Source organism: Streptomyces sp. Q6 (assembly GCF_036967205.1).
Taxonomy (GTDB): domain Bacteria; phylum Actinomycetota; class Actinomycetes; order Streptomycetales; family Streptomycetaceae; genus Streptomyces; species Streptomyces citrinus.
Map to the genome: position 1 here is coordinate 3,362,571 of NZ_CP146022.1, position 26,233 is coordinate 3,388,803.

Annotated in this window: 18 protein-coding genes, 1 other RNA gene and 1 pseudogene; 4 read left to right on the forward strand and 16 right to left on the reverse strand. The window is 71.7% G+C overall.

The features are described 5' to 3' along the window. Positions 1–128: 128 nt before the first annotated feature. The 4 genes from V2W30_RS15610 to V2W30_RS15625 form a co-directional block, all read right to left on the reverse strand. Positions 129–1,511, reverse strand: a complete 1,383-nt coding sequence (locus tag V2W30_RS15610) for an acyltransferase (protein WP_338697082.1) — start codon at positions 1,509–1,511, stop codon at positions 129–131. Further along, positions 1,508–3,691, reverse strand: a complete 2,184-nt coding sequence (locus V2W30_RS15615; RefSeq protein ID WP_338697084.1) for a glycosyltransferase — start codon at positions 3,689–3,691, stop codon at positions 1,508–1,510. The genes V2W30_RS15610 and V2W30_RS15615 overlap by 4 nt, the downstream gene beginning before the upstream one ends. Next, positions 3,692–4,414, reverse strand: coding sequence for a hypothetical protein (locus V2W30_RS15620; protein WP_338697085.1), 723 nt, complete (start codon positions 4,412–4,414; stop codon positions 3,692–3,694). Positions 4,415–4,627: 213 nt separating this feature from the next. Next, positions 4,628–5,605 (reverse strand): LysR family transcriptional regulator, encoded by a 978-nt coding sequence (locus tag V2W30_RS15625; RefSeq protein ID WP_338697087.1) that lies wholly within the window; start codon positions 5,603–5,605, stop codon positions 4,628–4,630. Positions 5,606–5,700: 95 nt separating this feature from the next. On the opposite strand from V2W30_RS15625, the gene V2W30_RS15630 reads away from it, so the two are divergent. Further along, on the forward strand, positions 5,701–6,921 hold the full coding sequence (locus V2W30_RS15630) for an MFS transporter (protein WP_338697089.1): 1,221 nt from the start codon (positions 5,701–5,703) through the stop codon (positions 6,919–6,921). Between the two features lie 10 nt (positions 6,922–6,931). Here the strand turns inward: V2W30_RS15630 and dacB are convergent, their stop codons facing one another. The 8 genes from dacB to ftsE form a co-directional block, all read right to left on the reverse strand. Next, positions 6,932–8,560 carry a D-alanyl-D-alanine carboxypeptidase/D-alanyl-D-alanine endopeptidase gene (gene dacB / locus V2W30_RS15635; protein WP_338697090.1) on the reverse strand — a complete coding sequence of 543 codons (1,629 nt, stop codon included), beginning with the start codon at positions 8,558–8,560 and terminating at the stop codon, positions 6,932–6,934. Positions 8,561–8,589: 29 nt separating this feature from the next. Further along, positions 8,590–9,558 (reverse strand): extracellular catalytic domain type 1 short-chain-length polyhydroxyalkanoate depolymerase, encoded by a 969-nt coding sequence (locus V2W30_RS15640; protein ID WP_338697093.1) that lies wholly within the window; start codon positions 9,556–9,558, stop codon positions 8,590–8,592. An 86-nt stretch (positions 9,559–9,644) separates the two neighbouring features. Next, complete coding sequence (locus tag V2W30_RS15645; RefSeq protein WP_338697095.1) at positions 9,645–10,706, reverse strand: hypothetical protein; 1,062 nt, start codon at positions 10,704–10,706, stop codon at positions 9,645–9,647. A gap of 239 nt (positions 10,707–10,945) precedes the next feature. After that, positions 10,946–11,333, reverse strand: a transfer-messenger RNA (tmRNA) gene (gene ssrA / locus V2W30_RS15650). Positions 11,334–11,448: 115 nt separating this feature from the next. Beyond that, entirely contained in the window at positions 11,449–11,985 is a 537-nt protein-coding gene (gene smpB / locus V2W30_RS15655; protein WP_338703629.1) for an SsrA-binding protein SmpB, read from the reverse strand. Between the two features lie 31 nt (positions 11,986–12,016). Next, complete coding sequence (locus V2W30_RS15660; protein WP_338697097.1) at positions 12,017–13,198, reverse strand: S41 family peptidase; 1,182 nt, start codon at positions 13,196–13,198, stop codon at positions 12,017–12,019. Between the two features lie 78 nt (positions 13,199–13,276). Beyond that, positions 13,277–14,194, reverse strand: a complete 918-nt coding sequence (gene ftsX / locus V2W30_RS15665; RefSeq protein ID WP_338697099.1) for a permease-like cell division protein FtsX — start codon at positions 14,192–14,194, stop codon at positions 13,277–13,279. A 40-nt stretch (positions 14,195–14,234) separates the two neighbouring features. Further along, positions 14,235–14,924: a cell division ATP-binding protein FtsE gene (gene ftsE / locus V2W30_RS15670; RefSeq protein WP_338697101.1), complete on the reverse strand. Its 690-nt coding sequence runs from the start codon at positions 14,922–14,924 to the stop codon at positions 14,235–14,237. A gap of 290 nt (positions 14,925–15,214) precedes the next feature. Between ftsE and V2W30_RS15675 the strand changes: the two genes are divergently transcribed. Continuing rightward, positions 15,215–15,406, forward strand: a complete 192-nt coding sequence (locus tag V2W30_RS15675; protein WP_338697103.1) for a hypothetical protein — start codon at positions 15,215–15,217, stop codon at positions 15,404–15,406. Between the two features lie 78 nt (positions 15,407–15,484). Here the strand turns inward: V2W30_RS15675 and V2W30_RS15680 are convergent, their stop codons facing one another. From V2W30_RS15680 to V2W30_RS15695, 4 genes are all read right to left on the reverse strand, one after another. Next, positions 15,485–16,360 carry a hypothetical protein gene (locus V2W30_RS15680; protein ID WP_338697106.1) on the reverse strand — a complete coding sequence of 292 codons (876 nt, stop codon included), beginning with the start codon at positions 16,358–16,360 and terminating at the stop codon, positions 15,485–15,487. Between the two features lie 314 nt (positions 16,361–16,674). Beyond that, positions 16,675–17,781: a peptide chain release factor 2 gene (gene prfB / locus V2W30_RS15685; protein WP_338697108.1), complete on the reverse strand. Its 1,107-nt coding sequence runs from the start codon at positions 17,779–17,781 to the stop codon at positions 16,675–16,677. A gap of 69 nt (positions 17,782–17,850) precedes the next feature. Continuing rightward, positions 17,851–19,086, reverse strand: a complete 1,236-nt coding sequence (locus V2W30_RS15690) for a serine/threonine-protein kinase (protein WP_338697110.1) — start codon at positions 19,084–19,086, stop codon at positions 17,851–17,853. A 112-nt stretch (positions 19,087–19,198) separates the two neighbouring features. Next, positions 19,199–20,851 carry a serine/threonine-protein kinase gene (locus V2W30_RS15695; RefSeq protein WP_338697112.1) on the reverse strand — a complete coding sequence of 551 codons (1,653 nt, stop codon included), beginning with the start codon at positions 20,849–20,851 and terminating at the stop codon, positions 19,199–19,201. Positions 20,852–21,310: 459 nt separating this feature from the next. Here V2W30_RS15695 and V2W30_RS15700 point away from each other — a divergent pair. After that, positions 21,311–24,389 (forward strand): annotated as a pseudogene (locus V2W30_RS15700) (FHA domain-containing protein). 378 nt (positions 24,390–24,767) lie between these two features. Beyond that, entirely contained in the window at positions 24,768–26,165 is a 1,398-nt protein-coding gene (locus tag V2W30_RS15705; RefSeq protein ID WP_338697114.1) for an ABC transporter substrate-binding protein, read from the forward strand. Positions 26,166–26,233: the final 68 nt, after the last annotated feature.

Here is a 26,233-nt window from a genome sequence, read left to right on the forward strand (position 1 = left end):
CACCCGGCAGGTGGGCGGGCGGTGAGGCTCGGGGCCGGGGTTGACGCGGCGCAGCCCCACGGGGCCGGGAACGCGGTGACCCCGGCGGCTCGGACCATCGCCGCCGGGGTCACCGCGTCGTGCATCGCTCAGGCGTGGCGCGACTTCTTCCGTCCCTTGCGGGACCCGTCCGGCCACAGGCGCGGCGAGCGCTTCGCCGCGATGTCCTCGATCCAGCCCGTGCCGAGGATCGCGAGCGCGATCAGCGGCCACACGAGCACGAACATCCAGATCATGTACGTCGAGTCGAGGGCATCGCTCCAGCGCGCGTCCTCCATGAACGGCAGGTCGTACGCGAGGTCGATGATCGGGACCGTGGCCATGATCAGCATGTTGTGCCACAGGTAGATCGTCATGGCGCGGCTGTTGGAGAGCGTGACGAGCTTGTCCCACTTGGCGAGCCTGCCGGGCAGCTCCTGCCAGGACGGCGAGTACTGGAGCAGGATCACGACGAACCCGAAGGACCAGGTGGCCTGGGCCAGCGGGATGTCGTTCAGGTCCCAGCCGTCGGGGCCGAGATGGCCGGACGCCCACCACAGGCCGAAGGCCATGACGAGCGCGGCGCAGGACACGGCCAGATAGCGCGGGATCTTCTTCAGCACGCCCTCGTGGTGCGCGAACCCGAGCACCCAGCAGCTGCCGTAGACGGCGAAGTCGGTGACGGCGTTGCCCGTCTCGCCGGGGATGGTGATCAGGCCCGTGCCGACGATCGCGGTGAGGCCGAGCGGAGCGAGCAGCGTCGCCCACGGCACCTTGCGGAACGCCCACAGGAGCAGCGGCGAGGCGAGCACGAACCACAGGTAGGCGCGCAGGTACCAGAGCGGGCCCGCGGCCTGGGCGGGCCAGGTGGTGTCCAGCAGGCCGCCGTTGCTGCCGATGTGCCACGGGTAGGTGGGCGCGCCGATCGGGATCAGGTAGTTGAGCAGGCTGATCCAGCCCCAGGTGCCGCCGTTGTCCGGGTCCTTGCCCGGGTTCCAGCCGCTCAGGAAGAGCATGCCGAGGACCACGACGCCGAAGCCCCACATGGGCGGCAGCAGACGCCGGATGCGGCCGCGGATCACGCCGATCGCGGGCCGGCTCAGCGAGCGCGCCATCAGCGACCCGGCGAGCGCGAACATCACGCCCATGGACGGGAAGAGCACGGTCAGCCAGGCCCACCCGAAGAGGTGGTAGACGACGACGCGGACCAGCGCGAGGGAGCGCAGCAGGTCGAGGTAGCGGTCGCGGCCCGGCTTCTTGGGCGCGGCGGGCGCGGCCTGCGGCAGCGGGCTGGTGGCCGCGGCCGGTTCGGACTGCGGGGGCACCTCGGCGAGGCGCGTGGTCACGTCCGGTGCGGCGGTCTGCGGCCACGCGGAGGTGCCGGCCGCGGCCGCGGGCCACTGCGCCTGCTCGGGCCCGCCGAACCAGTCGGCGTTCGCGGAGCCCGCGGCGCCGTCGGAGCCGTACGCGCCGTTGTAAGGAGGCTGGGTCATCCCACCGGCCTCCTGTCGTCACTGCGGACCGAGGCCGTCCGCTGCTGCGGCAGGCCGCCCGGAGCGGCGCCCACGGTGCCCGTGCGGCGCAGCTTCTGCCAGCGCAGCCGGCCGCCGGTGAGGGCGGTGATCCAGGACTGGAGCAGCACGACGTACATCAACTGCCGGTACAGGAGCTGCTGGAGCGGGAGGGATATCAGGTGCGTCATGCGTTCCTTGTCGAGCCGGAAGGCGTACGCCGCGCAGACCACCTGGATCGCGAGCACCCCGAACCAGGCGATGACCGTCTTCTCGGTGGGGCCGAACACCACGCCGTAGATCAGGAAGATGTCGATGAGCGGGGCCAGGAGCGGCGCGAGGACCATGAAGAGCGAGACGAGCGGGAGGCCGACGCGGCCGAAGCGGCCGGACGGGCCGCGCTCGACGAGGGCGCGGCGGTGCTTCCAGATCGCCTGCATGGTGCCGTACGACCAGCGGTAGCGCTGCGACCACAGCTGCTGCACGGACTCGGGTGCCTCGGTCCAGGCGCGGGCCTTCTCCGCGTAGACGACGCGCCAGCCGTCGCGGTGCAGCGCCATCGTGACGTCGGTGTCCTCGGCGAGCGTGTCGTCGCTCATGCCGCCGATGGGCTCCAGGGCGCTGCGGCGGAAGGCTCCGACGGCGCCGGGGATCGTCGGCATGCAGCGCAGGATGTCGTACATGCGGCGGTCGAGGTTGAAGCCCATCACGTACTCGATGTGCTGCCAGGCGCCGATCAGCGAGTCCCTGTTGCCGACCTTCGCGTTGCCCGCGACGGCGCCCACGCGCGGGTCGCCGAACGGCTGGACCAGTTCGCGGACGGTGGCCGGTTCGAAGACGGTGTCGCCGTCCATCATCACGACGAGGTCAAAGCGGGCGTTCGCCAGGCCCCGGTTGAGGGCGGCGGGCTTGCCCGCGTTGTGCTGGCGCACCACGCGTACGTTGGGAAGCCGCATGTTCTCGACGATGCGGGCGGTGCCGTCGGTGGAGCCGTCGTCGATGACGATGATCTCGATGGGGTGCTCGCTGAGCATCAGCGAACGCACCGTGTTCTCGATGCACTTGGCTTCGTTGTAGGCGGGCACGAGCACCGAGACGGGCTCGGTGACCGGCGGGCCCCAGGCGAAGCCCTTCTTGCGCACACGGCGCGCGTGCGCCGCGGACAGGATCAGCATCAGGCCGAAGCGGCCCATGACGAGGACGCCGATGACGGCGAGCCCGGCGACCAGGACGCCCGTGATGTTCTCCGACGCGTCGACGGCGTAGACCCAGGCCTTGCCCTTCCACAGCTCGACGCCGGTGACGGGCGTGTGCGCGCTGGCGATGCCGAGGGCCTCGGTGAGGTTCTGGAACGTGTAGCCCTCGCCCTGGAGGTCGGGCAGGAAGCGGTCGAGGGCGGCGACGGTCTGCGAGCGGTTGCCGCCGGAGTCGTGCATCAGGACGATCGCGCCCTTGCCGCCGTGCGGGGTCGCGCGCTTGATGATCTCGTCGACGCCGGGGCGCTTCCAGTCCTCGCTGTCGGTGTTGTTGACGACGGTGATGTAGCCGCGCGAGCCGATGTACTTGGTCACCGGCCACGACTTGTCGTCCATGGCGTCGGCGAACGAGGAGTACGGCGGCCGGAACAGGGAGGTGCGCACGCCCGCCGCGCCCTCCAGGGCCAGCTGGTTCTGCGACAGCTCCCAGTCGATGCGCTTGGTCGACTGGTAGGAGAGGTCGGGGTGGTTGAAGGTGTGCAGGCCGACCTCGTGTCCCTCCTCGACCATGCGGTGGACCAGGTCGGGGTAGCGCGAGGCCATGGTGCCGGTGACGAAGAAGACGGCGTGCGCGTGGTGCTTCTTGAGGACGTCGAGGACCTTCGGGGTCCACTCCGGGTCGGGCCCGTCGTCGAAGGTGAGCACCAGCTTGTGGTCGGCTATGGAGCGGCTGGTCTCCTGGCCCTCACGGGTGTCGATGACGGGGCCGCCGTCGAGGATCTTCTCGGGGACCTTGTCGGTGGCCGCCTCCGGCTGGATGCGGTGGTCGGCCATGATCTCGCTGTGCACGTAGCCGCGGAGCATCAGCATCGCGATCATCGCCACGAGCAGCAGGGCGGGGAGCAGATAACGCAGGGGGAAGCGGCGCTTGGGGGCGCGGCCCCGGCGTCGTGAGCGGTCGGACATTTAGAGGACGCTGCTTTCGGGGGACGAGTCGGACGCTGCCGGCGGCTCGCCGCTCGGGCTCTGGTCGCTCTGGTCTACGGGCAGGGACGCGCTGCCGCCGTCGGCGACGGTGTCGGTGCCACCGCCCGCCGGCGGGTTCTCGGTGGTCGGGTCGACCGGCGGGGTGGTCTCGGCCGGCGGCGTGGTCTCGGCCGGTGGCGTCGTCTCGGCGGGCGGCGTGGTCTTGTCGTCCGCCGGGGGCGTGGTCTTGTCGTCGGCCGGCGGTGTCGTCGTGCCGTTCGAGGGCTTGCCCGACGTGTTCGCGCCGGCGCCCGGGGACGCCGAACCGCTCGGGTCGGCCGAGCCGCTCGCGCCCGGCGCGCTGCCGGAGGCGCTCGGGTCGGGGGTGCCGCCCGGCGACGTCGACGGGGTCGTCGAGTCCGCGGGCAGGACGGGCTTGGTGTCGACGGTGTTCGAGCTGCCCTTGTCCTCGGGGTTCATGGGAAGCCAGGGCGCGCTCGAGTTGCCCGAGAGCAGGGTGACCACGATGACGACCGCGTACGTCGCACAGGCGATGCCGACGGCCACACCGGCCCGCCGGAATCTGCGGCTGCGCCGCCCCGAGTCGTCGACGAAGACCGGGACTTCCTTGTCGTCCGCCGTCTTCGGGGCTTCCCCCGGGTATCCGCTCGCGGCGAGGAGGTCACCCAACTGGCGCCCCGCGCCGTCGAGTTGGACCGTCACCTCGTTCGGATCATGGGTATGACCCGCCTGAGCGTCTTCTCGCCAGTTCTCCACCGTACGCACATCCCCCCAAGGACCTGTTCGTGGGTGCGCACGCGACTCACCGGGCACTCGTCGGCCGGACCGAGCCCCCACCCGGTCCGAGCGCCCCCCTTATCACACTGCACCCGGACCATGAATGTAGCGCACGTAAGTGACAGTCGTGTCCGCGGTTCATCCCGGGCTCATCATGATGAGTGCATCCGCGGCCGGTATCCACGCCCCCTCCGGCCGCTCCAGCCACCCGTTCTCCTCGGCCAGAGCGCTGGCGGCGGCCCGCAGGGCGTCGATCCCGGGATGCCTACGTGCCTTTCGCCACACCAGCGAAACCGGGGACAGGGGCACCGGGTCGACCAGCGGCCGCAGGACCGATCCCGGCATGGCCGGAAAGTCGACACCGGTGAGGACCGGATTGCGGTACTTGGCCATGATCCGCCGGAATTCCTCCTCCCCGATGGCGAGGGGTGCGGGCGGCGCGATCTCGATGCCGCGCCCCGCGAACAACCGCCGTGCGAGGTCCGTCCATTCCGGCGTACGGGGATTGCCCGCGCCCGCGTAGATCCGCTCGCCCGCGAGCCGCCGGAGCGGCACCTCGTCGAGCGCGGCGAGCGGATGCTCCTCGGGCAGCACGACCGCCATCGGCTCGTAGCGCATCGGCTGCTGGTCGAGGCGCTCGCGCACGGCCGCGTCCAGCCCGGCGAACCGGCCGAAGGAGACGTCGATACGGCCGGCGAGCAGCTCGGCGGCGGCATGCGTGAGCCCGCTCTCGTAGCGGGCCATCAGCTCGCACCCCGGGGCGAGTTCCCGCGCCCGCGCCAGGACCCGCTCGTGCACGAGTCCCGGGCTGTTGACGTCGACGAGCAGCGGCCTGTCCTCGGGCGCGGGCCCGGTGAACGCGGCGAGCAGCTCGTCCTGCGCCTCGACGGCCCGCCGCGCGTACGGCAGGAGCCGGGTGCCGTCCGCGGTGAGCGTGACCTGCCGGGTGGTGCGGCCGAACAGCTCGACGCCGAGCTCCCGTTCCAGGCGCCGGACGTCACGGCTGAGCGCCTGCTGGGCGACGTAGAGCCGGGCGGCGGCGCGCGTGAAGTGGAGCTCGTCGGCGACGGCGAGGAAGGCACGCAGCAGCCGCGGCTCGACGGACGGCGGTGACATCCGGCGAACCTACCGCACGACTGACAACACAGGTGCGTGAATCATCGCCGAGCAGGTGTTGGACGGCGTACGTGACCTGCGGCGACGCTCGTGCCATGGCTGACGCGACCACGACCGCCCCCTCCCCCGGCAAGACCACCTACGCCCGGCTCTTCACGATCCCCGGCGCCCGCGCCTTCACCCTCGGCAACCTCATCGCCCGCTTCCCGCAGGGCATGTTCAGCATCAGCGCGGTCATCATGATCTCCGGCGCCCGCGACTCGTACGCGCTGGCCGGCGCCGTCACCGCGACGGGCCTGGTCGCCAACGCGGTCGTGGGCCCGTGGACGGCACGTCTCGTGGACCGGTTCGGGCAGGCGCGGATCGCCGTGCCCGCCACCGTGATATCCGCGTGCGGCTCGCTCGCGCTGCTCCTGTGCGTGCGCGTCGGGACGCCGGACTGGACGCTGTTCGCCGCCTACCTGGCGTCGGCGGCGACCCCCAACACGGGCGGCATGTCCCGCGCCCGCTGGGCGCACCTGCTCAAGGACGATCCGGACGCGCTGCACACCGCGAACTCCTTCGAGCAGGCGGCGGACGAGTTCTGTTACATGCTGGGGCCGGTGATCGCCGCCTTCTTGTGCGGATCGCTGTTCCCGGAGGCGGGCACGCTGGTCAGCGCGGTCCTCATGGTGACGGGCGTCCTGATCTTCGCGGCGCAGCGCGCGACGGAACCGCCCGCCCACGCGCGGACGGAGACGACGCGCACGCCGCTCCGCGCGCGCGGCATGCCGCCGCTGCTCATCGTCTTCCTCGCGACGGGCTCGGTCTTCGGTTCGCTGGAGGTCGTCACGGTCGCCTTCGCGGACGCGCAGGGCCACAAGGTGTGGGCGGGCGGCATCCTCGCGCTGCAAGCGGCGGGTTCGGGCGCGGCGGGTCTCGTCTACGGCGCGCTGAAGCCGACGGGTCCCGCGGCCCGGCGCCACCCGCTGCTGGTCGCGGCGATGGCCGTGCTGATGACGCTCCCGCTGCTCGCGGCGTGGCTCACCGGCTCGCTGTTCGCGCTGGGCGGCGCGCTCCTGGTCGCCGGCATGGCGACGGCGCCGACCATGGTGACGGGCATGACGCTGGTGCAGGAGCGCACCCCGGCGGGCCAGTTGAACGAGGGCATGACGCTCGCGGTGACCGGCATACTCGGCGGCATCGCGTGCGGCTCGGCGACGGGCGGTGCCGCGGTGGAGCACTGGGGCCCCACCGCGGCGTACACCGTGCCGGTCACGGCGGCGGCGCTCGCCCTGCTGCTGTCGCTCTACGGCTACGCGCGCACCAGCCGGTAGCGCGCGCGGCTCAGCACGTGGCGGGCTTGCGCCACGAGCACTCCAGGTCCCCGCGCCGCTCGGCCGCGGGGACCGCGCGCGTCGACCTGGGCAGCACCGCGGTCACCCGCTTCGCCGCCGACGACCGGGCGAGGGTCACCACGATGGCGTCCTCCAGCGGCTTCACGGAGGAGGCCAGGTAGTTGTTCTGGACGATGCTGTAGACGAGCTCGCGCCCGTCGGCGTCCTTCACGTAACCGGACAGGGCCGAGGCGCCGGTCAGCGACCCGGTCTTCCCGCGGGCGTTGAGCGCGGCCGGGGTGTCGCACATCCGGGTCCGCAGCGTCCCGCCGACGAACCGGTCGGGGGCGCAGGCCACCGGCAGGGACGCGTACCAGTCGGCGTACCAGGACTCGTCGCGTACGGACAGCAGCAGGTCGGCGATCTGCCGGGCCGCGAAGTTGTCCTTGCGGGACAGTCCGGAGCCGTCGACCTGGCGGATCTTCGCCGCGTCGACGCCCGCGCCCTTCAGATAGTCGGCGACGGCGGCGAGGCCGTCGCCCCAACTCCCGGGCCTGCCCGTCGTCTTGTACCCCATGGCCTTGACGAGCGCCTCGGCGTGCATGTTGTTGGACAGCTTCATGAACGGCACGAGGAGGTCCTTGAGCGCCATGGAGTCGTGCGTGGCGAGCCGCTTGGCCGCGGCGGGCGCGGCCTTGCCGAGGCGGGTCGGGCCGCCGACCTTCACGCCGTGCGCGGCGAGCGCGTCACGGAAGACGGCGGCCGCGTAGCCGGTCGGCTCCCACACGGTGACCCACTCCTTGGTGGTGCCACCGCCCACCGGCACGGTCCCGCTGACGGTGATGGTGTTGGTCCCGTGCTGCCGCTCGACGGCGAGGGTGTCCTCGCCCCCGGCGCCGACGGTGCTCGCGCCGCTCACGTCGACGCGCACGTAGTCGTTCTTCGGCGTGACGCTGACAGCGGGCTTGTCCCCGGCCTTCGCGCCGGGCTTCGCCTCGACGATGACGGTCCCGGCGTCGTAGTCGGTGTCGGGCGCGACGGTCAGGGCCGAGATCTGGGCGGCGTAGTACGAGGACTCGTCGTCGGCGCCCCAGGTGTCGCCGAGCCGGTGGGCGTCGAACCGGGTGTCGTCGGCGACCAGCCGCCCGGCGACCCGCTTCACGCCGGCCGCGGCGACCTGGGCGGCGAGCCGGTCGTAGTCGGCGGCGAGGGTGGTCGGGTCGCCGGTCCCGCGCAGGTACAGGTCCCCGCCGAGCACCCCGTCCCGTACCCGCCCGTCGGCGAGCACGTCGGTGGTGAACCGGTAGTCGGGCCCGAGGACCCCCATCGCGGCGGTCGACGTGGCGAGCTTGGTGTTGGAGGCGGGGGTGAGCCGCCCGGTGGGACTGTGCTGGTAGAGGGTCTCGCCGGTACCGGCGTCGGCGACGACGACGCTCGCGGCCCCGCCCTCCATCCGCGGGTCGCCGAGGATCGTGTCGATGGCCTCGGGGAGCCCGCTGGGGTCGGAGTCGGCCCCGGCGGGCGCGCCCCAGGAGAGCGTGGCGGCGACGACGAGCGCGGCGGCGGGCAGGGCCCACCGCCGCGCTCCCGTACGGAAGTTGACGTGGTCTCGTCTCACGGATCCGTCAGGTCTGCTCATGCCTCAGGAGCATCCCCGACGCACAGGCCTCAGCCAAGACCCCACGAGTGGCCGAGCGTGTATGCCGCACAGAGATTCACGTCGAGGAGGTACGCCCCCGCGGTGCCGCACTGCGTGGCCCCGGTCCCCGGGTCGACGGGCTGCCCGTGCCCCATGCCGGTGATGCTGTACGTCTCCACGGCGGCGGCGCCGGTGCCGTCGCGGAAGACCTGGTGCGGGAAGCCCCCGACCGTGTCGCTCACGTCGGCGGTCTGGTCGGCACCGCGCACGTCGGTCCACTGCTTCATGAGGTCGGTCATGTTGACGGGCTTGACCGTGTAGTCGGCGCTGCCCTGGACGACGGTCAGCCGGGGCCAGGGCCCGGTGTACCCGCCGCGCGCGGCCCGCACCCGGTCGCCCCACTGCGGCGCGGTCTGGGTGGCACCGACGTACATGCACACGTACGGCGATCCGGCCGCCTGCGCGCATCCGTACGGCAGCCCGGCGACGACGCCTCCGGCCGCGAACTTCTCCGGGTAGGTCGCCATCATCACGGAGGTCATGCCGCCGCCGGCGCTGAGCCCGGTGACGTAGACCCGTGACGCGTCGCCGCCGGCGTCGGAGAGCTGCCGGTCGACCATCTGCGCGACGGACGCGGCCTCGCCCTGGCCGCGCGTGATGTCGCCGCTCTGGAACCAGTTGAAGCAGGAGCTCGCGTTGTTGGCCGTCTGCTGCTGCGGCAGGACGACGGAGAAGCCCCACCGGTCGGCGAGCGCGGTCCATCCGCTGTCGGTGCCGTACCCGGCGGCGTTCTGCGTGCACCCGTGCAGGGCGACGACGACGGGCCGCCCGGCGGGCAGCCCGTCGGGGACGTAGCGGAACATCTTGAGGGCGCCGGGGTTGGTCCCGAACCCGGTGACTTCCTGGACGCTCGCGGCGGCCGACGCCTGTGTGAGCGTGCCGGGCAGGAAGAAGGCCAGCAGCGCGAGAAGGAGTGTGGCGGCTCTGGTGTGTCTCATGGGGAGCGAAGGTAGGACCGGGTCCGGGGCGCCGATATGGCCCGGGACACCACAACGCGGCGCCCGGGCCCTGTGGTCGTACGCCGTCACCCCTGCCGCAGCGGCGGCATCGGCAGCGGTATCCCGTACGCGGTGGCGCCGGCGCCGACGCCGCGCTCGCACGTGTTCGGCGGCACCGTTCCCGAGCCGCGTGTGGAGGGCTTCTCGGCCGCCCAGAACATGTAGCCGAGCATGCCCGCGGTGGTGCCCGCCCCGTTCGGCGCGACGCTCTGCGTGAACGAACCGGTCGACTTCTGGAGCGAGTTGGCGAAGTCGGTGCACTCGGGGAGCGTCTTGCTCTGGTCGCTGATGTAGACGGCGCCGGTGAACTTCGCGGGGGCCAGCGGTGGCACCTGCGGCGAGTAGGTGGGCTTGCCGTCCACGTGCTCCTGCCAGTTGGCGATCGCGGTACCGGTGGAGGGCTGCCGGGCCGGGACCATGGCGTTGGCGTAGTCGAGGACGGGCGTGTCGGTGCGCAGCCAGTCGGCGGTGGCCTTGCGGTTGATGCCGATCAGCCAGCGGTCACCGGCGGCGGTGTCGAGGGTGAGCCGCGCGGCCGGGGCGGCACCGGAGGCGTCGTACGGGTGCACGGACCGGTAGGCGTCGATGAAGGTCTGGAGCCCGGCAAGGTCCGGGTCGGTGTTCTGCTCGTAGTCGATCTCGATCCCGACCCCGAGCTGGGAGGCGACGGCGGCGGCGTTCAGCCCGAGCTGCCGCGCGTTCTCCGCGAGGGCGGCGTCCCATTCGTCGGTGTACGTGATGCCGCCGATGGAAAGCATCACGCGAATTCCCCGGGACGTGAAGTACTGCACGATCTCCGGGGTGATTCCCTTGGGTACACCGTTCACGGTGGTGGCGTCATTGGTCCGGTGCAGAAGCTTCTGCGGCTCCAGGAAACTCAGCACGACGAGATTGACGGAAGGCCGCCCGTCACCGCGGTCGATCAGCCAGTGATTCTTCGAGTCGAACTCACTGACGCTGCGCACGGTGCCCCAGATGCACGCGTCGTCACCGCAGTGCCAGGCGCCATAGACCTGCGGCGCGGCGCCGACCGCCGAGGCGGGCGATCCGGTGAGCGGCACGAAGAGCGCGGCGAGCAGGGTCAACACACCAAGAAGTCTCAGACGCATCCGGTCCTCCGAAGCAGGGGGAAGGCGTGGGGGCGCGCCGAGATCGTGACAGGTACAGACCAAGCACGCAAGAGGCGGACATGACGAAGGCCCGGCGACCGAAAGGTCACCGGGCCTTTGCCCACATGGGATGAGGGGACCTGGGGGGTCATACCCCCAGAATTCCCGACGAGACGGTCTCGGTTCGCGCATTCTGCGAACAGAGTCCGCGCATCGTCTCGTGGAGATGGCGGGAATCGAACCCGCGTCCAACGGTGCAGCAGCAGGGCTTCTCCGTGTGCAGTTCGCTGCGATTTTCTCGGCCCCGGCGATCACGCGAACAAGTCGCCGACGGGCCCAGTCACTGTTTGATTTCCCATCGAACCCCGTGACCGGGCTCGATGGTTTAGTTCCCTAGATTATGCCAGGATCCGGGTCGGGAACATCCCCGGGCTGACACCCTTTTAGGGTCCTTCAGTCGCTGTTATTAGGCAGCGAGGGCGAAGGACTGGGAATCGCTCTTAGAATTGGCGATTATTGGTTGCGACATATGGTTTACGAGATCATTGCCGCTTCCTCGACACGCTTCCCCTGCTTCGACATCCGCTGTCGAAACCGATCATCCCCATGTTGATTTTTCAAGTGGGCCCGAAGGCCCGGCGCCCTCACCGTGGAGGACGCCTCCCATCGTACGTGAACAACGCACGACGATGCCAGCCAATTCCCGCGCCCCCGACGGAGGTCAGCGCTCGCGCGCCCGCTGCTTCCGCTTCGCCGCCGCGATCGCGCGGTCCGAGTCCCGCCGGTCCTGCTGCTCGCGCAGCGTCTGCCGCTTGTCGAACTCGCGCTTGCCCTTGGCCAGCGCGATCTCGGCCTTGGCACGGCCGTCCTTGAAGTAGATCGCGAGGGTGACGATCGTGTGACCCGTCTCCTGCGACTTCGACTCCAGCTTGTCGATCTCGTCGCGGTGCAGGAGCAGCTTCCGCTTGCGGCGCACGGAGTGGTTGGTCCAGGTGCCCTGGCTGTACTCCGGGATATGGGCGTTGTGCAGCCACGCCTCCCGCCCGTCGATCTGGACGAACGCGTCCGTCAGCGACGTCCGGCCCTGCCGCAGCGACTTGACCTCCGTGCCGGTCAGCACGATGCCGGCCTCGTAGGTGTCCATGATCAAGTAGTCGTGCCGCGCCTTCTTGTTCTGCGCGACGATCTTGCGCTTGCCGTCCTTCTTGGACGCGTCCCCCTTGCCCTGCTTGGGCTGGGACTCCTTCGGTACGTACATTCCCTTGGCCATAGTGCTGGCCATTTTCGCACTACGAGGGGTCCCCGAGGCCACTCAATACTGTCTCGGCCCGCTGGAGGGCCCCGGCGTCGGCCTCCAGGTCGGGGGTGATGCCGCGCCCGTCGACGCTGCGGCCCGAAGGGGTGCGGTAGTGCCCGACGGTCAGCTCCGCGACGGAGCCGTCGGGCAGCCGGCTCGGCATCTGGACCGAGCCCTTGCCGAAGGTCCTGGTGCCCACGACGACCGCGCGGCCGCGGTCCTGGAGGGCTCCCGTGAGCAGTTCGGCCGCGCTCATCGTCCCGCTGTCGACGAGCACGACCACCGGTCTGGACGTGTCCCCGCCGCGCTCCGCGTGCAGGGCGCGCTGCGCACCCCGTACGTCGTACGTCGCCACGAGGCCGCTGTCGAGGAACCCGGAGGCCGCGGTGACCGCCTCGGTGACCAGGCCGCCGGAGTTCCCCCGCAGGTCGAGGACGACGCCCGCGCGCGCGGGCGCCTCGCGCACCGCCCTGCGCACCTGTGCGCCGACGCCCTTGGTGAAGGCGGAGACCTTGATCAGTACGGGCCCCGAGGGCAGGTGCGTGACGGTGACGGAATCGGTCGACAGGTTGGCGCGGCGCAGCGTCTCGCTCCACACGCGCGTGCCGCGTTGCAGACCGAGCCGGACCGGTGTGCCCGCGTGCTCGCCGCGCAGCAGCGTCAGCACCTCGGTGACCGGCCGCCCGGTGACGGACCTGCCGTCGACCGCCGCGATCCGGTCGCCCTCACGGATCCCGGCGAGCTGCGCCGGCGATCCCGTACGGACCTTGGAGACCTCGACCGCGCCGTCGGCGGTGCGCCTGGCCCGCAGGCCGACCCCCGTGTACGTACCGTCGAGGGCCTGCTCGAAGTCCTCGTACTCGCCCCGGGAGTAGACCGCGCCCCACCGGTCGCCGCTGCGGCTGACGGCCTCCTCGGCGGCCTGCGCCGACTCCTTCTGCGACTTGCCGTCGGACATCGCCTCCCGCGCGGCGCGCGTCGCGTCCTCCAGCGGCTCCTCGTGCGCGGCGGTGACCGAACTGCCGTGCTCCTCCGGAGATTTCCGGCCGTCGCCGGGCCACGAGCCGGTCGCGGCGCCCGCCGCGAGCACGCTCGCGAAGACCAATGTCAGGGCCGCCCCACGACCGTAGCGGCGGGGCCGGGACGTCCGAAACAGTGGATCCTGGCCTGACATGTCGGTGAGTCTAGGACAACGCGGGGCGCCGTACGGCTGGTTGAACCGTACGGCGCCCCGCGTCGCGAAGGAGACTCGTCACACCTTGAGGTACTTGCGCAACGCCACAAATGCGGCCAGCGCGGGCATCAGCACACTCACGGCCAGGATGAGCGGCAGCTTCGTCAACACGGCGTCCCAGCCGATGAAGTTGATGAGCTGGAGCTTGTCGGAGAGCGCCACGCCGTTGTCGATCACGAAGTACTGGCCGCCCGCCAGGATCGTGCAGGCGATACCGCCGCCGATGAGCCCGGCGACCGCGGCCTCCATGATGAACGGCGCCTGGATGTAGAAGCCGGACGCGCCGACGAGCCGCATGATGCCGGTCTCGCGGCGGCGGCTGAACGCGGAGACACGGACGGTGTTCACGATCAGGAGCAGCGCGACCACGAGCATGACCGCCATCACCGCGCCCGCCGCCCAGTTCAGGTAGCCGAGCAGCCGGAAGAGGTTGTCGAGCACGCCCTTCTGGTCCTGCACGGACTGCACACCGGGCCGCCCGTTGAACGCGGTCGCGATGACCTGGTACTTCTCCGGGTTCTTCAGCTTGATCCGGTACGACTCCTGCAACTGGTCCGGCGTCAGCGAGCTGGCCAGCGGGGAGTCGCCGAACTGCTCCTTGTAGTGCTTGTACGCGTCGTCCTGCGACTCGTGCGCCACCTTGTCGACGACGGGCAGCTTCTTGAGGTCGACGAGGATCTGGTCCTTCTGCTCGGCCGTGACCGGGCCCTTGGCGCAGTTCGGGTCGGACTCGGCGTCCCCCTTGTTGCACAGGAAGATCGAGACGTTGACCTTGTCGTACCAGTAGCCCTTCATCTGGCCCACCTGGTCGCTCATCAGGAGCGAGGCGCCGAACAGGGCGAGCGAGAGGGCCACCGAGATGATGACGGCGAAGGTCATCGTGAGATTGCGGCGGAGACCGACGCCGATCTCCGACAGGACGAATTGGGCACGCATAGCGTCTACTGAGCCTTTCGCAGCTTTCTCTGTACTTCTCTCAGTGCTGGTAGCCGTAGACGCCGCGCGACTGGTCGCGCACGAGGCGGCCGTGCTCCAGCTCGATGACGCGCTTGCGCATCTGGTCCACGATGTTCTGGTCGTGGGTGGCCATCACGACGGTGGTACCCGTCCGGTTGATGCGGTCGAGGAGCTTCATGATGCCGACGGACGTCTGCGGGTCGAGGTTGCCCGTGGGCTCGTCCGCGATCAGCAGCTTGGGCCGGTTCACGAAGGCGCGGGCGATGGCCACGCGCTGCTGCTCACCACCGGAGAGCTCGCCCGGACGGCGGTCCTCCTTGCCACCGAGGCCGACGAGGTCGAGCACCTGGGGGACGGCCTTGCGGATCTCGCCGCGCGGCCGGCCGATGACCTCCTGCGCGAAGGCGACGTTCTCGCCGACCGTCTTGTTGGGCAGCAGGCGGAAGTCCTGGAAGACCGTGCCGAGCTGGCGGCGGATCTGCGGGACCTTCCAGTTGGAGACGCGGCCGAGGTCCTTGCCCAGGACGTGCACCTGGCCGTGGCTGGCCCGCTCCTCGCGCAGGATGAGGCGCAGGAACGTCGACTTGCCGGAGCCGGACGAACCGACCAGGAAGACGAACTCACCGCGCTCGACCTCCAGGGAGACATCCCTGAGGGCGGGCCGGGTCTGCTTGGGATAGACCTTGGAGACGTTGTCGAATCGGATCACGGGTGCACCACAGGTCGCCGGGGGTAGGTGAGCGTGACCATACGCGAACCGGCATGCGGAGCGCAGGCGCCGACCCCGCTTGCGCGTTTTGTCCCCGTACGGAGCCTGCCGCGGTGCCGCTTTTGTCCATCCCCTGCCTGGTCAGCGACCGTCCTGGGGGCGGGCCGCGCCGAAAATCCGGGAAGCTGGCACAGTGGTAGGGGGAACGGTTGCGTTTCCCGGAGCGTTGAGCGGAGAGAACCAGTGGGTATCCATCGGCCGGCTCCGCCGCGCGGGAGGAGGAGAAGCGCATGACCTACGACCGCCTGGTGTGCGCGAACTGCGCGGCCCCCGTCAGCGAGGGCCGCTGCCCGGTGTGCCGGGCCAACCGCGAGCGGCTCCAGCAGGAGGGACCGCTGTCGGGCCTCAGCCCTGCCGCGCTGATAGTTCTGTTGGCCGTGCTCGTCGCGGCCGTGGCGCTCCTCGCGCATCAGACCGTGTAGCCGGCGCCCCCGAAGACACGCCAAGGGCCCGGAGCCGCCGAGCGGCTCCGGGCCCTTGTGTGTGCGTGTGCGCCCGCGTTACGCGGCAGCGCCGCGGTTGCCGACGAGGCGCGGCAGGAGCCGGAAGCCGACGCCGCCCGCGATCATCGTCGCCGCACCGATCAGCAGCACGGTGGTGCCGTCGGCACCGGTCTCGGCGAGCTCGCCGTCCTTGCCCTGGTCGGCGGTCTGCTCGGCCGGCGTGGTGCCGGTGTCCTGGAGGCTGTCCTTGCCCTGACCCTGCTCGACGGGGTTGTTGTTGCCGTCGGGGGTGGTGTGGTCACCGCCGGTGGAGCCGCCCGTGGAGGAGGAACCGCCGGTGGACGAGGAACCGCCCGTGGAGTCGTCGCCGCCGGTGGACGAGCCACCCGTGGAGGACGAGCCACCGGTCGAGGACGAGCCACCCGTGGAGGAGGAACCGCCCGTGGAGGACGAACCACCGGTCGAGGAGGAACCGCCCGTGGAGGACGAACCACCGGTCGAGGACGAGCCACCGGTCGAGGACGAGCCACCCGTGGAGGACGAACCGCCCGTGGAGGAGGAACCGCCGGTCGTCGAGGAACCGCCCGTGGAGGACGATCCACCGGTCGTCGAGGAACCGCCGGTCGAGGACGAGCCACCCGTGGTGGACGAACCGCCGGTCGAGGAGGAACCGCCCGTGGAGGAGGAACCGCCGGTGGCCGCACCCGTGGTGCCACCGCTGGTGTTGCAGACCCCGATCGGGTCGCAGGTTTCCTCGGCCCCGAGTTCGGCGGAGATACCGTCCTCGTCGGCGCTCACGCCGACGCTGCCGCCCAGCAGGTCGACACTCACGCCCGCGGCGGAGGCGGCACCCGCGGCGGTCAGGGACGCACCGGCAGCGATCACCGCGCCGGCGGCTATACGCGCCACACGGATACGCGTCTTCTTGGTCATCTGTCTGCTACCCCCAGTAGCCAATCGTCAATGGAGCAGCGCCCGGGACGGCGTCCGATCAGGGGCAGCAGGGGTCGCGTTCGACCCTCCCCCGTTCACACACGTCCCACTGATACGCATGCCGCGCGCCAGCCTTCCCAGTTTTCAGATCAACGTCAAGGTCGTTGCGCACGCAATGTCCGCAATAGCGCGACTTGCCCGTCGTACGGACATGTGACTGTGACGTAAAAGGCGGAAACGCCTTCACGTTTCCCGCACAACAAAAGGCAACTGCCGCTCTATGAGCGGCAGTTGCCTTGTCGATAAAGCGGCGCCTACTTCTCCGTCTGCTTGCGCCAGCGAATTCCGGCCTCGATGAAACCGTCGATCTCGCCATCGAGAACGGCCTGCGGATTTCCGACCTCGAACTCCGTACGGAGGTCCTTGACCATCTGGTACGGGTGCAGGACGTACGACCGCATCTGGTTGCCCCAGGAGCTGCCGCCGTCGCCCTTGAGGGCGTCCATCTTGGCGCGGTCCTCCTGGCGCTGGCGCTCCAGGAGCTTGGCCTGGAGCACGTTCATCGCCGTGGCCTTGTTCTGGATCTGGGAGCGCTCGTTCTGGCAGGAGACCACGATGCCGGTGGGGATGTGGGTCAGCCGGACCGCGGAGTCCGTCGTGTTCACGCCCTGGCCGCCGGGGCCCGAGGACCGGTAGACGTCCACGCGCAGGTCCGACTCGTCGATGTCGACGTGGTCGGTCTGCTCGACGACGGGGAGCACCTCGACGCCCGCGAACGACGTCTGACGGCGGCCCTGGTTGTCGAACGGGGAGATGCGCACCAGGCGGTGCGTGCCCTGCTCGACGGAGAGCGTCCCGTAGGCGTACGGGACCTGGACGGCGAAGGTGGTCGACTTGATGCCGGCCTCTTCCGCGTACGACGTCTCGTAGACCTCGGTCTTGTAGCCGTGGCGCTCGGCCCAGCGCAGGTACATGCGCTGGAGCTGCTCGGCGAAGTCCGCGGCGTCGACGCCGCCGGCCTCCGCGCGAATGTTGACCAGCGCCTCGCGGGCGTCGTACTCACCGCTCAGGAGCGTACGGACTTCCATCTCGTCCAGGGCCTTCTTGACCGAGGTCAGCTCGGACTCGGCCTCGGCGCGGGTGTCCGGGTCGTCCTCCTCCTCGGCCATCTCGAAGAGCACGGAGAGGTCGTCGATGCGACCGCGCAGGGCCTCGGCCTTGCGGACCTCCGCCTGGAGGTGACTCAGCTTGCTGGTGATCTTCTGTGCCGCTTCGGGGTCGTCCCAGAGGGACGGCGCGGCCGCCTGCTCCTCGAGCACGGCGATATCTGCCCTCAGCTTGTCGAGGTCCAGGACGGCCTCGATCGACTCCATGGTCGAGGAGAGGGACTTCAGCTCTTCGGAAACATCGACGACTGCCACAACACCAGCCTAACGGCTGGGGCAAGTGCTCTCGGCCGGGCGCCGGTCCTCGGCGCCCGGGGCCGTGCGCTACGGCGTCGGCGGAGCCGAGTTGTTGCTGTCCTGGGGCGGCGCCTGGTCGTCCCCGGAGGAGACCGCCCAGATGCCACCGCCGACCGCGGCGGCGAGGACGACACCGGCCACGCCGAACGTGATGCGCCGGCGCCGCGCCGAGTGGCGGTTGCGGGCCGAGCCGGGGCGCGGGGCGCCGCTGGCGCGGGGCGCGCGGGCCGTGCCGCGGGCGCCGCCGGCCAGCTCGTCCGGTGCCGGGACCCTCATCGACGTATGGGTGTCGCGGTTGGAGTCGGTGGAGGCGGAGCCGGGGACCAGGGAGACGGCGCCGCGGCGGGGGGCCGGTGTGTCGTCCGGCTCCGGGACCGTGGTCTCGGGCTCCTCGGGGAGCGGCTCCGTGTCCGGCTCGTCGACGTCCAGGGGGGCCATGCCCGCCAGGAGGGGTTGCAGCTCGCGCAGCCGGGCGGCCAGCTCCGAGGCGCGCAGCCGGGAGGCCGGGGCCTTGGCCAGGCACTGGATGAGCAGCTGCCACAGCTCGTCCGGGATGCCGGGGAGCGGGACGACGGTCTCCGTGACGTGGCGGCGCAGGATGGCTCCCGGGTGGCCGCCGCCGAAGGGCGTGAAGCCCGCCAGGAGCTCGTACAGGACCGTCGCCAGGGCGTAGATGTCGACGGCCGCGCGGGGCGGCAGGCCCTCGATGATCTCGGGGGCGAGGTAGTCGGGGGTGCCGATGATCTTCGTCGCGCGGGTGCGGCGCGGGGTGTCGATCAGCTTGGCGACGCCGAAGTCGGTGAGGAGGGCGGGGTGCGCTCCTCCGGGGCCGATCGGTCCCTGCATGTCCAGGAGGATGTTCTCGGGCTTCACGTCGCGGTGCACGATGCCCGCCGCGTGGGCGGCGGCCAGCGCGTCGGCGACGTCCGCCGCGATGGCGACGGCTGCCTCGGGGGCCAGCCGCCGCTCGCGCTCCAGCCGGGTGCGCAGATCGGTGCCTCGTACGAGGTCCATGACCAGGGCCAGGTCGTTCCCGTCGACCACCAGGTCGTGCACACCGACCACGCGCGCGTGGTCGAGGCTCAGCAGGGCGGTGCGCTCCTGGACGAAGCGGCCGACCAGCTCCTGGTCGGAGGCGAGGTCCTCGCGCAGCAATTTGATGGCGACCGGACCATCGGGTCCCTCGCCCAGCCACACCGTGCCCGCACTGCCGCGACCCAGGATCTGGTGTGCGGTGTACCGGCTGCCGATCTTGCGTGCCAAGACTGCTCCTACAGACGCGTGTTGGCGCCCAAGCTACGCGGCTCGGGCGCCAACCAACGCATCAGCGGGGGAAATCACCCGCCGGATGTCGACAAATCTCCAACATCGCCGTTCAGTTGCCGGAATTGCCGCCCAGTTCCCCGATCCAGTCGGTGACCGTCGAGAACCAGTCGGACAGCTGGGCCCAGTAGCCCTTGCCGGTGCCGATCCAGTCCTGGAGCGGGGTGAACTCCCAGACCAGCCAGCTCACCACGAAGAGGATCACGATCATGAACAGGCAGCCCTTGAGGCAGCCCAGGCCCGGGATCTTCATCGGGTTGGCGCTGCGCTGACGCGGCTCGCGCGGCGGCCTCGGCTGCTGCGGCGGCGGCGCCTGCGGCGGTGCGTACTGCTGCGGCTGCTGCTGGGGCTGCGGGGCCTGGCGCGGCGCGGGACGCTGCTGCCGCGGCGCGTACTGCTGCGGCTGCTGCTGGCGCGGCTGCTGCTGCGGGCGCGCGACCTGGCGCTGCGGACGGCGGCGCAGCGGGTCCTCGTTCGGGTCGAGGTACTGCACCTGCGTCTGCTCGTTGCGGTCGCGGGCCGCGCGCAGCTGGTTCTGCCAGGGGTGCGGGTCGTCCGGATTGCCGCCCGGCGGGTTCTGCGGGACCGGCGGCATGACGGCCGTCGGATCGGCGGCGCCGCGGTTCGGCAGCACGGAGGTCGGATCCGCGTCCCCCCACTGGTTGGCCTGGTTGCCCTGGTGGCCCTGCTGCTGCATGACGCTCGTCGCGGCGTTCGGGTCGTACGAGCCCGCGTTGCTCGGCAGCACCTGCGTCGGGTCGGCGGCGCCCGGGACACCCGGGACCTGCGCCGGGTCCGGATCCGGCATCAGCAGGGCGCCCACGCCGTCGGCGGCGGCGATCTGCGCGCTGTTGGCGTGCACGCCGATGCCCTCGGCGACGGTCCGCAGCCCGCGCGCCAGGTTCTCCGCGCTGGGCCGCTCGTCCGGGTTCTTGCGCAGGCAGCGCTCGATGACCGTCCACAGCGGGTCGGGGACCGTGGAGGGACGGCGCGGTTCGGCGCTGAGGTGCTGGTGGAGGACTTCGAGGGCCGAGCCGCCGGCGAACGGCGGGCGACCCGTGACCAGCTCGTAGAGCAGGATTCCGGCGCCGTAGACGTCGACGGCGCTGGTCTGCGGGCGGCCCTCGGCGGACTCCGGCGCCACATAGGCGGGCGTGCCGACGAACTCGTGGGTGCGGGTCAGCCCCGGGGAGTCGGCCAGGCGCGCGATGCCGAAGTCGGTGAGCATCGGGTGCATGCCCCTGTCGTCCTGCTTCAGCAGGACGTTGGCCGGCTTCAGGTCGCGGTGCACCACGCCGTCGGCGTGGCTGGCGGCGAGCGCGTCGGCGATCTGCGCCGTCAGGAGCGAGGCCGCGACCGGCGAGAACGGGCCGTTCTCGCGCAGGTAGCGGTGCAGGTCGGGGCCGTCGATCAGGTCCATGACGAGGGCGAGGAGCTCGCCCTCCACGACCAGGTCACGGGTCCGCACGATGTTCGGGTGCGTGAGGCGGAGCAGGACGGAGCGCTCGCGCAGGAAGCGCATCACCACGTCCGCGTCGTTCGCCAGCTCCTCCTTGAGGACCTTGATGGCGACGGTCTCACCGGGCTGACCGGCGACGGCCGCCTCGGCGCCCGCGGTCTCGCGCTGGCGGGCTCGCCAGACGGTGCCCGTGGCGCCGCGTCCGAGCGGCTCCTCGAGCAGGTACTTGCTGCCTACCGGCCGCACGTCATGCGCTCCCTGCTTGCCTACTGCTGATGGACTTACTGCTGGACCTGTCGGACCTGCTGAATCTGCTGGACCTGGTGCGGGTGCCGGGCCTGTTCGGTCCGGACCGTCTCCAGGTGTTCCGACCCACTCTAGTGGCGGACCTCCCCGTACAGGCTGTCGATCTTCGCCGGGCTCCCGGCCCGCCCTACCCGTGTTCGACGGAAAGACGCGCGGCCGGGGCGGTTGGTTGCCGCGGGACGACGTGACCGATCTCAAGCGGGCACCGAGCAGGCACTTTTGCGGGCAGAGCCGACCAATCAAGATCACTTACGAGTGGGTGGTGGGCGTGTTGTCAGTGGCAGGTGCGAGGATGCCCCCAGCACTGGCTGACGTGCCCGTAGTGGTGGGGGAATCTGCGGTGGGGGACCGCGGGCTGTCCCGTCCCGGGCGCCCGCGCGGAAGGGACCACAGACGGCGATGCAGATCCGCCTTACCGTCGTAGACCCCCTGGGCACGCGCCCCGACACCTCCGCGCACGGCGCGGACGTCCTGGTCACCGCCCCGGCAGGTACCGCGCTGGCCGCGGTCGCCTCCGGCCTGGCCGCGACCGTCGCGGGCGGCGACGCTCCCTCCTCCGTCCTGTACGCGGGCGCAGAGCGCCTCGACGCACAGCGCTGCCTGCTCGGCGAGCCGCCACTGACCGACGGCGCGGTGCTCTCGCTGGGCGGCCCCACGGACCCCGGCCCCGAGCCGGACGGCGCGGCGGCGCAGCTCCATGTCGTGGCGGGGCCCGACGCGGGCGGGGTGCACCTGCTGCACGGCGGGCAGATCCGGATCGGCCGCTCCGCCGACGCGGACGTGCCCCTGGACGACCCGGACGTGTCGCGACTGCACTGCGCGGTGACGCTGGCCGCCGACGGCCGGGTCACGGTCGCGGACCTGGGCTCGACGAACGGCACGACGGTGGACGGCCGCCCGCTCGGCGCCCGCCCCGTCCGCCTCTCCCCGGCGCCCTGCTGCGCCTCGGTGAATCGGCGCTGCGCGTCGCGGGCGCGGGCGACGCGACCCGCACCGCGCCCCTGGGCACGGCGCCGGACGGCGAGGGACACGTACGCGTGGAGTTCGCCGGACAGCGGCCCGCCCCGGCGCCGGAGCCGACCCCACCACCGCCCCCGTCCCCGCTCTCACCACCGACGACGAGACGCGGCACGCCTACGGGGACGCGTCCTGGGGCGCCGCGGGCGAGCGCGCGGCCGGTCCCGCCGAGTCCGTGGGCACCGAACCGGTCGTGCCGGAGCAGGGCGGGGCGCCCGACGTGGAGAGCACGCGCATGGGCACGCCGCCGCGCGGCACCGCGCTGCCGCGCGCCCTCGTAAGCGCGGCGGCCTCGGCCGGCTGCTGCGCCGCGGCGGCCGCGAGGAGCAGGACCAGCAGCACGAGATCCACGAGCCGTACGCCCTGCGCACCCCGGCCGCCTCACCCGCGTACGAGGACGAGCCCGCCCCCGGCCCCCGGCCGCCGCCGAGACCTGGCCGGACGCCGCCGCCCTGCTGCTCACCGCGCTCGGCCCCGGCCCGCGCCTGTGGGAGCGCGGCCCCGGACATCCGGAGACGCTGGCCGTGCGGCTCGGCACCGTCGACCGGGCCACGCCGGACGGGGCGGGGCTGCTGCCCGCGGTCCCGGTGACCGTGGGCCTCGCCGAGGCAGGATCGCTGGGCCTCGCGGGGCCCCGGGCGCGCCTGACCGGCCTGGCCCGCTGCGCCGTCGCCCAGCTCGCCGGGCTGCACGCGCCGGACCGCCTGGAGCTCGTCCTCATCAGCACCGACCGGGCGCGGACCGTGGCAGAGCGGGTCGCCGAGTGGTCCTGGCTCGGCTGGCTGCCCCATGTGCGCCCGGCCCACGGCCAGGACTGCCGTCTCCTGCTCGCCTACGACCGTGAGCAGGCGGCCGCGCGCACCGGCGAGCTGCTGCGGCGGCTCGACGACCACATCGCGGGGCACCGGCCCGGGGACGCGGAGACCGCGACGGTCGTCGTCGTGGACGGCGACCCCGGTTCCGCCGCGCTGCGCGAGGCGACCGTGCGGCTCGCCGCCGAGGGCGCCGCGGCCGGGATCCATGTGATGTGCCTGGCCGAGACCCCGGCCACCTCGCCCGCGTCGCCGGTCGAGCAGACCTACGAGGAGGCGTGCGCGCAGAGTCCCGCGTTCCGCGCGTGCGGCGCCGTGGCCCTGCTCAGCGGGGACGTGGCGACGGCGCTGCGGCTGCACCGGGCCGCGCGCGGTCAGCTCGCCGGGCACGGCACGGTCGCCACCGTGGACGCCGTGTCGCCGGCCTGGGCCGAGCGGTTCGCGCGGGCGCTCGCCCCGCTGCGGACGGACACGGTGGCGGGGCCGGGCGGCAGGACCGGGGCGCGCGTGACGGCGCCGCTGCCTCATGTCGCGCGCCTGCTCGACGAGTTGGGGCTCGCGCGGGCCACTCCCGCGTCCCTGATGGCCCGTTGGGCCGCGGCCGCCGATGATCCGGAGTCGCTGGGCGGCCGGGTGTGGGCCGTGCTCGGTGCCGGGCCGCGTGGACCGGTCGGCGTCGATCTGGCCGCCGAGGGGCCGCACCTGTTGATCGAGGGGCCCGCGGGCAGTGGCCGTACGGAGCTGCTGCGCTCCATCGCCGCCTCCTCGCCGCCGCCGAGCGGCCCGACCGGCTCGGGCTCGTCCTCGTCGACGGGCAGGGCGGGGCGGGCGGCGGCAGCGAGCGCGCCGACGGACTGCGGGTGTGCACCGATCTGCCGCACGTGACGACGCACCTCGCGGCCAGCGACCCCGTGCGGATGCGGGAGTTCGCGCAGTCCCTGAGCACCGAGCTGAAGCGGCGGGCCGAGCTCATAGGGCGTACGCACTTCACGGAGTGGCACACCCAGCGCGCCGTGTCGGGGCGGATGGTCGCCCAGCGCTCGGCGCCCGCGGCGGGCGGTGCCGGAGCCGCCGACCTGGAGGCGCCGCCGAGTTCGACGATCCGGCTGCGTCCGGGCGCGGCCCGGGAGAAGACGGAGACCGCGCCGCCGCTGCCGCGTCTGGTGGTCGTCGTGGACGATCTGGACGCGCTGCTCGCGCCGCCGCTCGGCTCGCCGGGGCGGCCCGCCGCCGGGTCGGTCGTGCGGGCGCTCGAAGCCGTGGCGCGGGACGGGGAGCGGCTCGGGGTGCATCTCGTCGCGGCGTTCGCCTCCGGCGGGGCGCCGGGGTGGACGGCCCGGCCGTACGTCGTGCTCGACGCGGTGGGCTCCGCCGGGGCGGAGGAGGCCGCTCCGGGGCGTGGGCGGGTCTTCGGGGGCGACGGCCGCGAGGTCGGGTTGCAGGCGGGTCGGGTGACCGGGCGCATTCCGCGGACGGCGACGCAGCGGCCGACCGTGGTGGCGCTGGACTGGGCGCGGATGGGTGATCCGCCGGATCGGCGGCCGGTGCGGGAGCTGGGGAACGGGCCGACGGATCTGGCGTTGCTGGCGAGTGCGTTGGAGCGGGCCGCTCGGTCTGTGGCGGCGCGTGAGGTGCCGTCGCTGTTGTAGGGGCCGTGGCTGCGGTGCGGTCGCTGCGGTGCCGTCGCTGCGGTGCCGTCGCTGCTGGGTGTGGGCGGGGCTGTCGTCGGTGAGCGGGGCTGCTGTGGCCGGGGCGGGGTCGGGGTGCCGGCCCTTTCGGAGCGCTCGCCCCGCGCTGGGGGCCGCCTTGCCCACCCTGCCGCCCTTGGCGGCAGATTGCCCAAGACGGCGGGGGCTGGGCCGTTGCCCGAGGCTGTGGGGCAGGGGGTCCCCATCACGACCCCGTCACGATCACCGTCTTGACACTACGGGCACTCTTGCCGGTTCTCCCTGGCCGGGCGTAGACCAGAGCGCACGGGACAGCGCTCAGTACATACGTTCAACGTTCAGGACGAGAACGGGGCAGTGATGCGCAGCACTCTTCGGACACGCACTCTTCGGACACGCACCCTACGGACACGCACACTTCGCAAGGCCGTCATAGTCGTCACGGCGGGGTCGTTAGCCCTCGCGCTCACCTCCTGCGGGGACGACGACGGCAAGAAGCCGAGTGGAGGCGGCGAGAAGACGTCGGGATCCTCGCTCCAACTGCCGAAGCTGGACGGCGAGTCGTTGGAGATCGCCGCCGTGTGGACCGGTGACGAGCAGAAGAACTTCAAGCAGGTCCTCGCGGAGTTCGAGAAGCGGACGGGCGCCAAGGTCACGTTCGTACCGGCCCAGGACCCGATCATCAACTTCCTGGGGTCGAAGGTGGCGGGTGGCGCCCCGCCGGACGTCGCGATGCTGCCGCAGCCCGGCGCCATCAAGCAGGCCGTCGCCAAGAAGTGGGCCAAGCCGCTCGGCAAGGACGCCCAGGCCCAGCTGACCGACAACTACAGCAAGGGCTGGCAGGACCTCGGGAAGGTCGACGGGACGCAGTACGCGGCGTACTACAAGGCCGCCAACAAGTCCCTGGTCTGGTACAACACCAAGGTCTTCGAGAACGCGGCGGCCAAGGAGCCGAAGACCTGGAAGGACTTCATGGCGACCGCCCAGGCGATCTACGACTCCGGTGTGACGCCGGTGTCCGTGGGCGGCGCCGACGGCTGGCCGCTGACCGACTGGTTCGAGAACATCTACCTCTCGCAGGCGGGCCCCGAGAAGTACGACCAGCTGGCCAAGCACGAGATCAAGTGGACCGACCCGTCCGTGAAGGACGCGCTGACCACGCTCGCGCAACTGTGGGGCAAGAGCGACTTCCTGGCGGGCGGCAACAAGGGCGCCGCGGGCACCGAGTTCACCAAGTCGGTCGAGCAGACCTTCACCGGCGGCGACCAGCCGAAGGGCGCCATGGTCTACGAGGGCGACTTCGCGCAGGTCAACATCCAGCAGACCAAGGCGAAGATCGGGACGGACGCGAAGGTGTTCCCGTTCCCGGCGGTCGGGTCCGGGGAGCCGCCGGTGGTCAGCGGCGGTGACGCGGCGGTCATCCTGAAGGACTCCAAGGCGTCGCAGGCGCTGGTGACCTGGCTGGCCTCGCCGGAGGCGGCGACGATCCAGGCCAAGCTGGGCGGCTACCTCTCGCCGAACAAGAACGTGGACCTGTCGGCGTATCCGAACGAGGTGCAGCGCACGATCGCCAAGGCGGTCATCGACGCGGGCGACGACTTCCGCTTCGACATGTCGGACCAGACACCGCAGGCGTTCGGCGGCACGCCCGGCAAGGGCGAGTGGAAGGCGCTCCAGGACTTCCTGATGAACCCGAAGGACATCGCGGGCACCCAGCGCACGCTGGAGGCCGAAGCGGCCAAGGCGTACAAGGACTGACGCGGCGATGACCCCGGCCGCCGACGGCGACGGCCCGGACCGCACCGCCAAGTCGCCTGCTCCGGCAG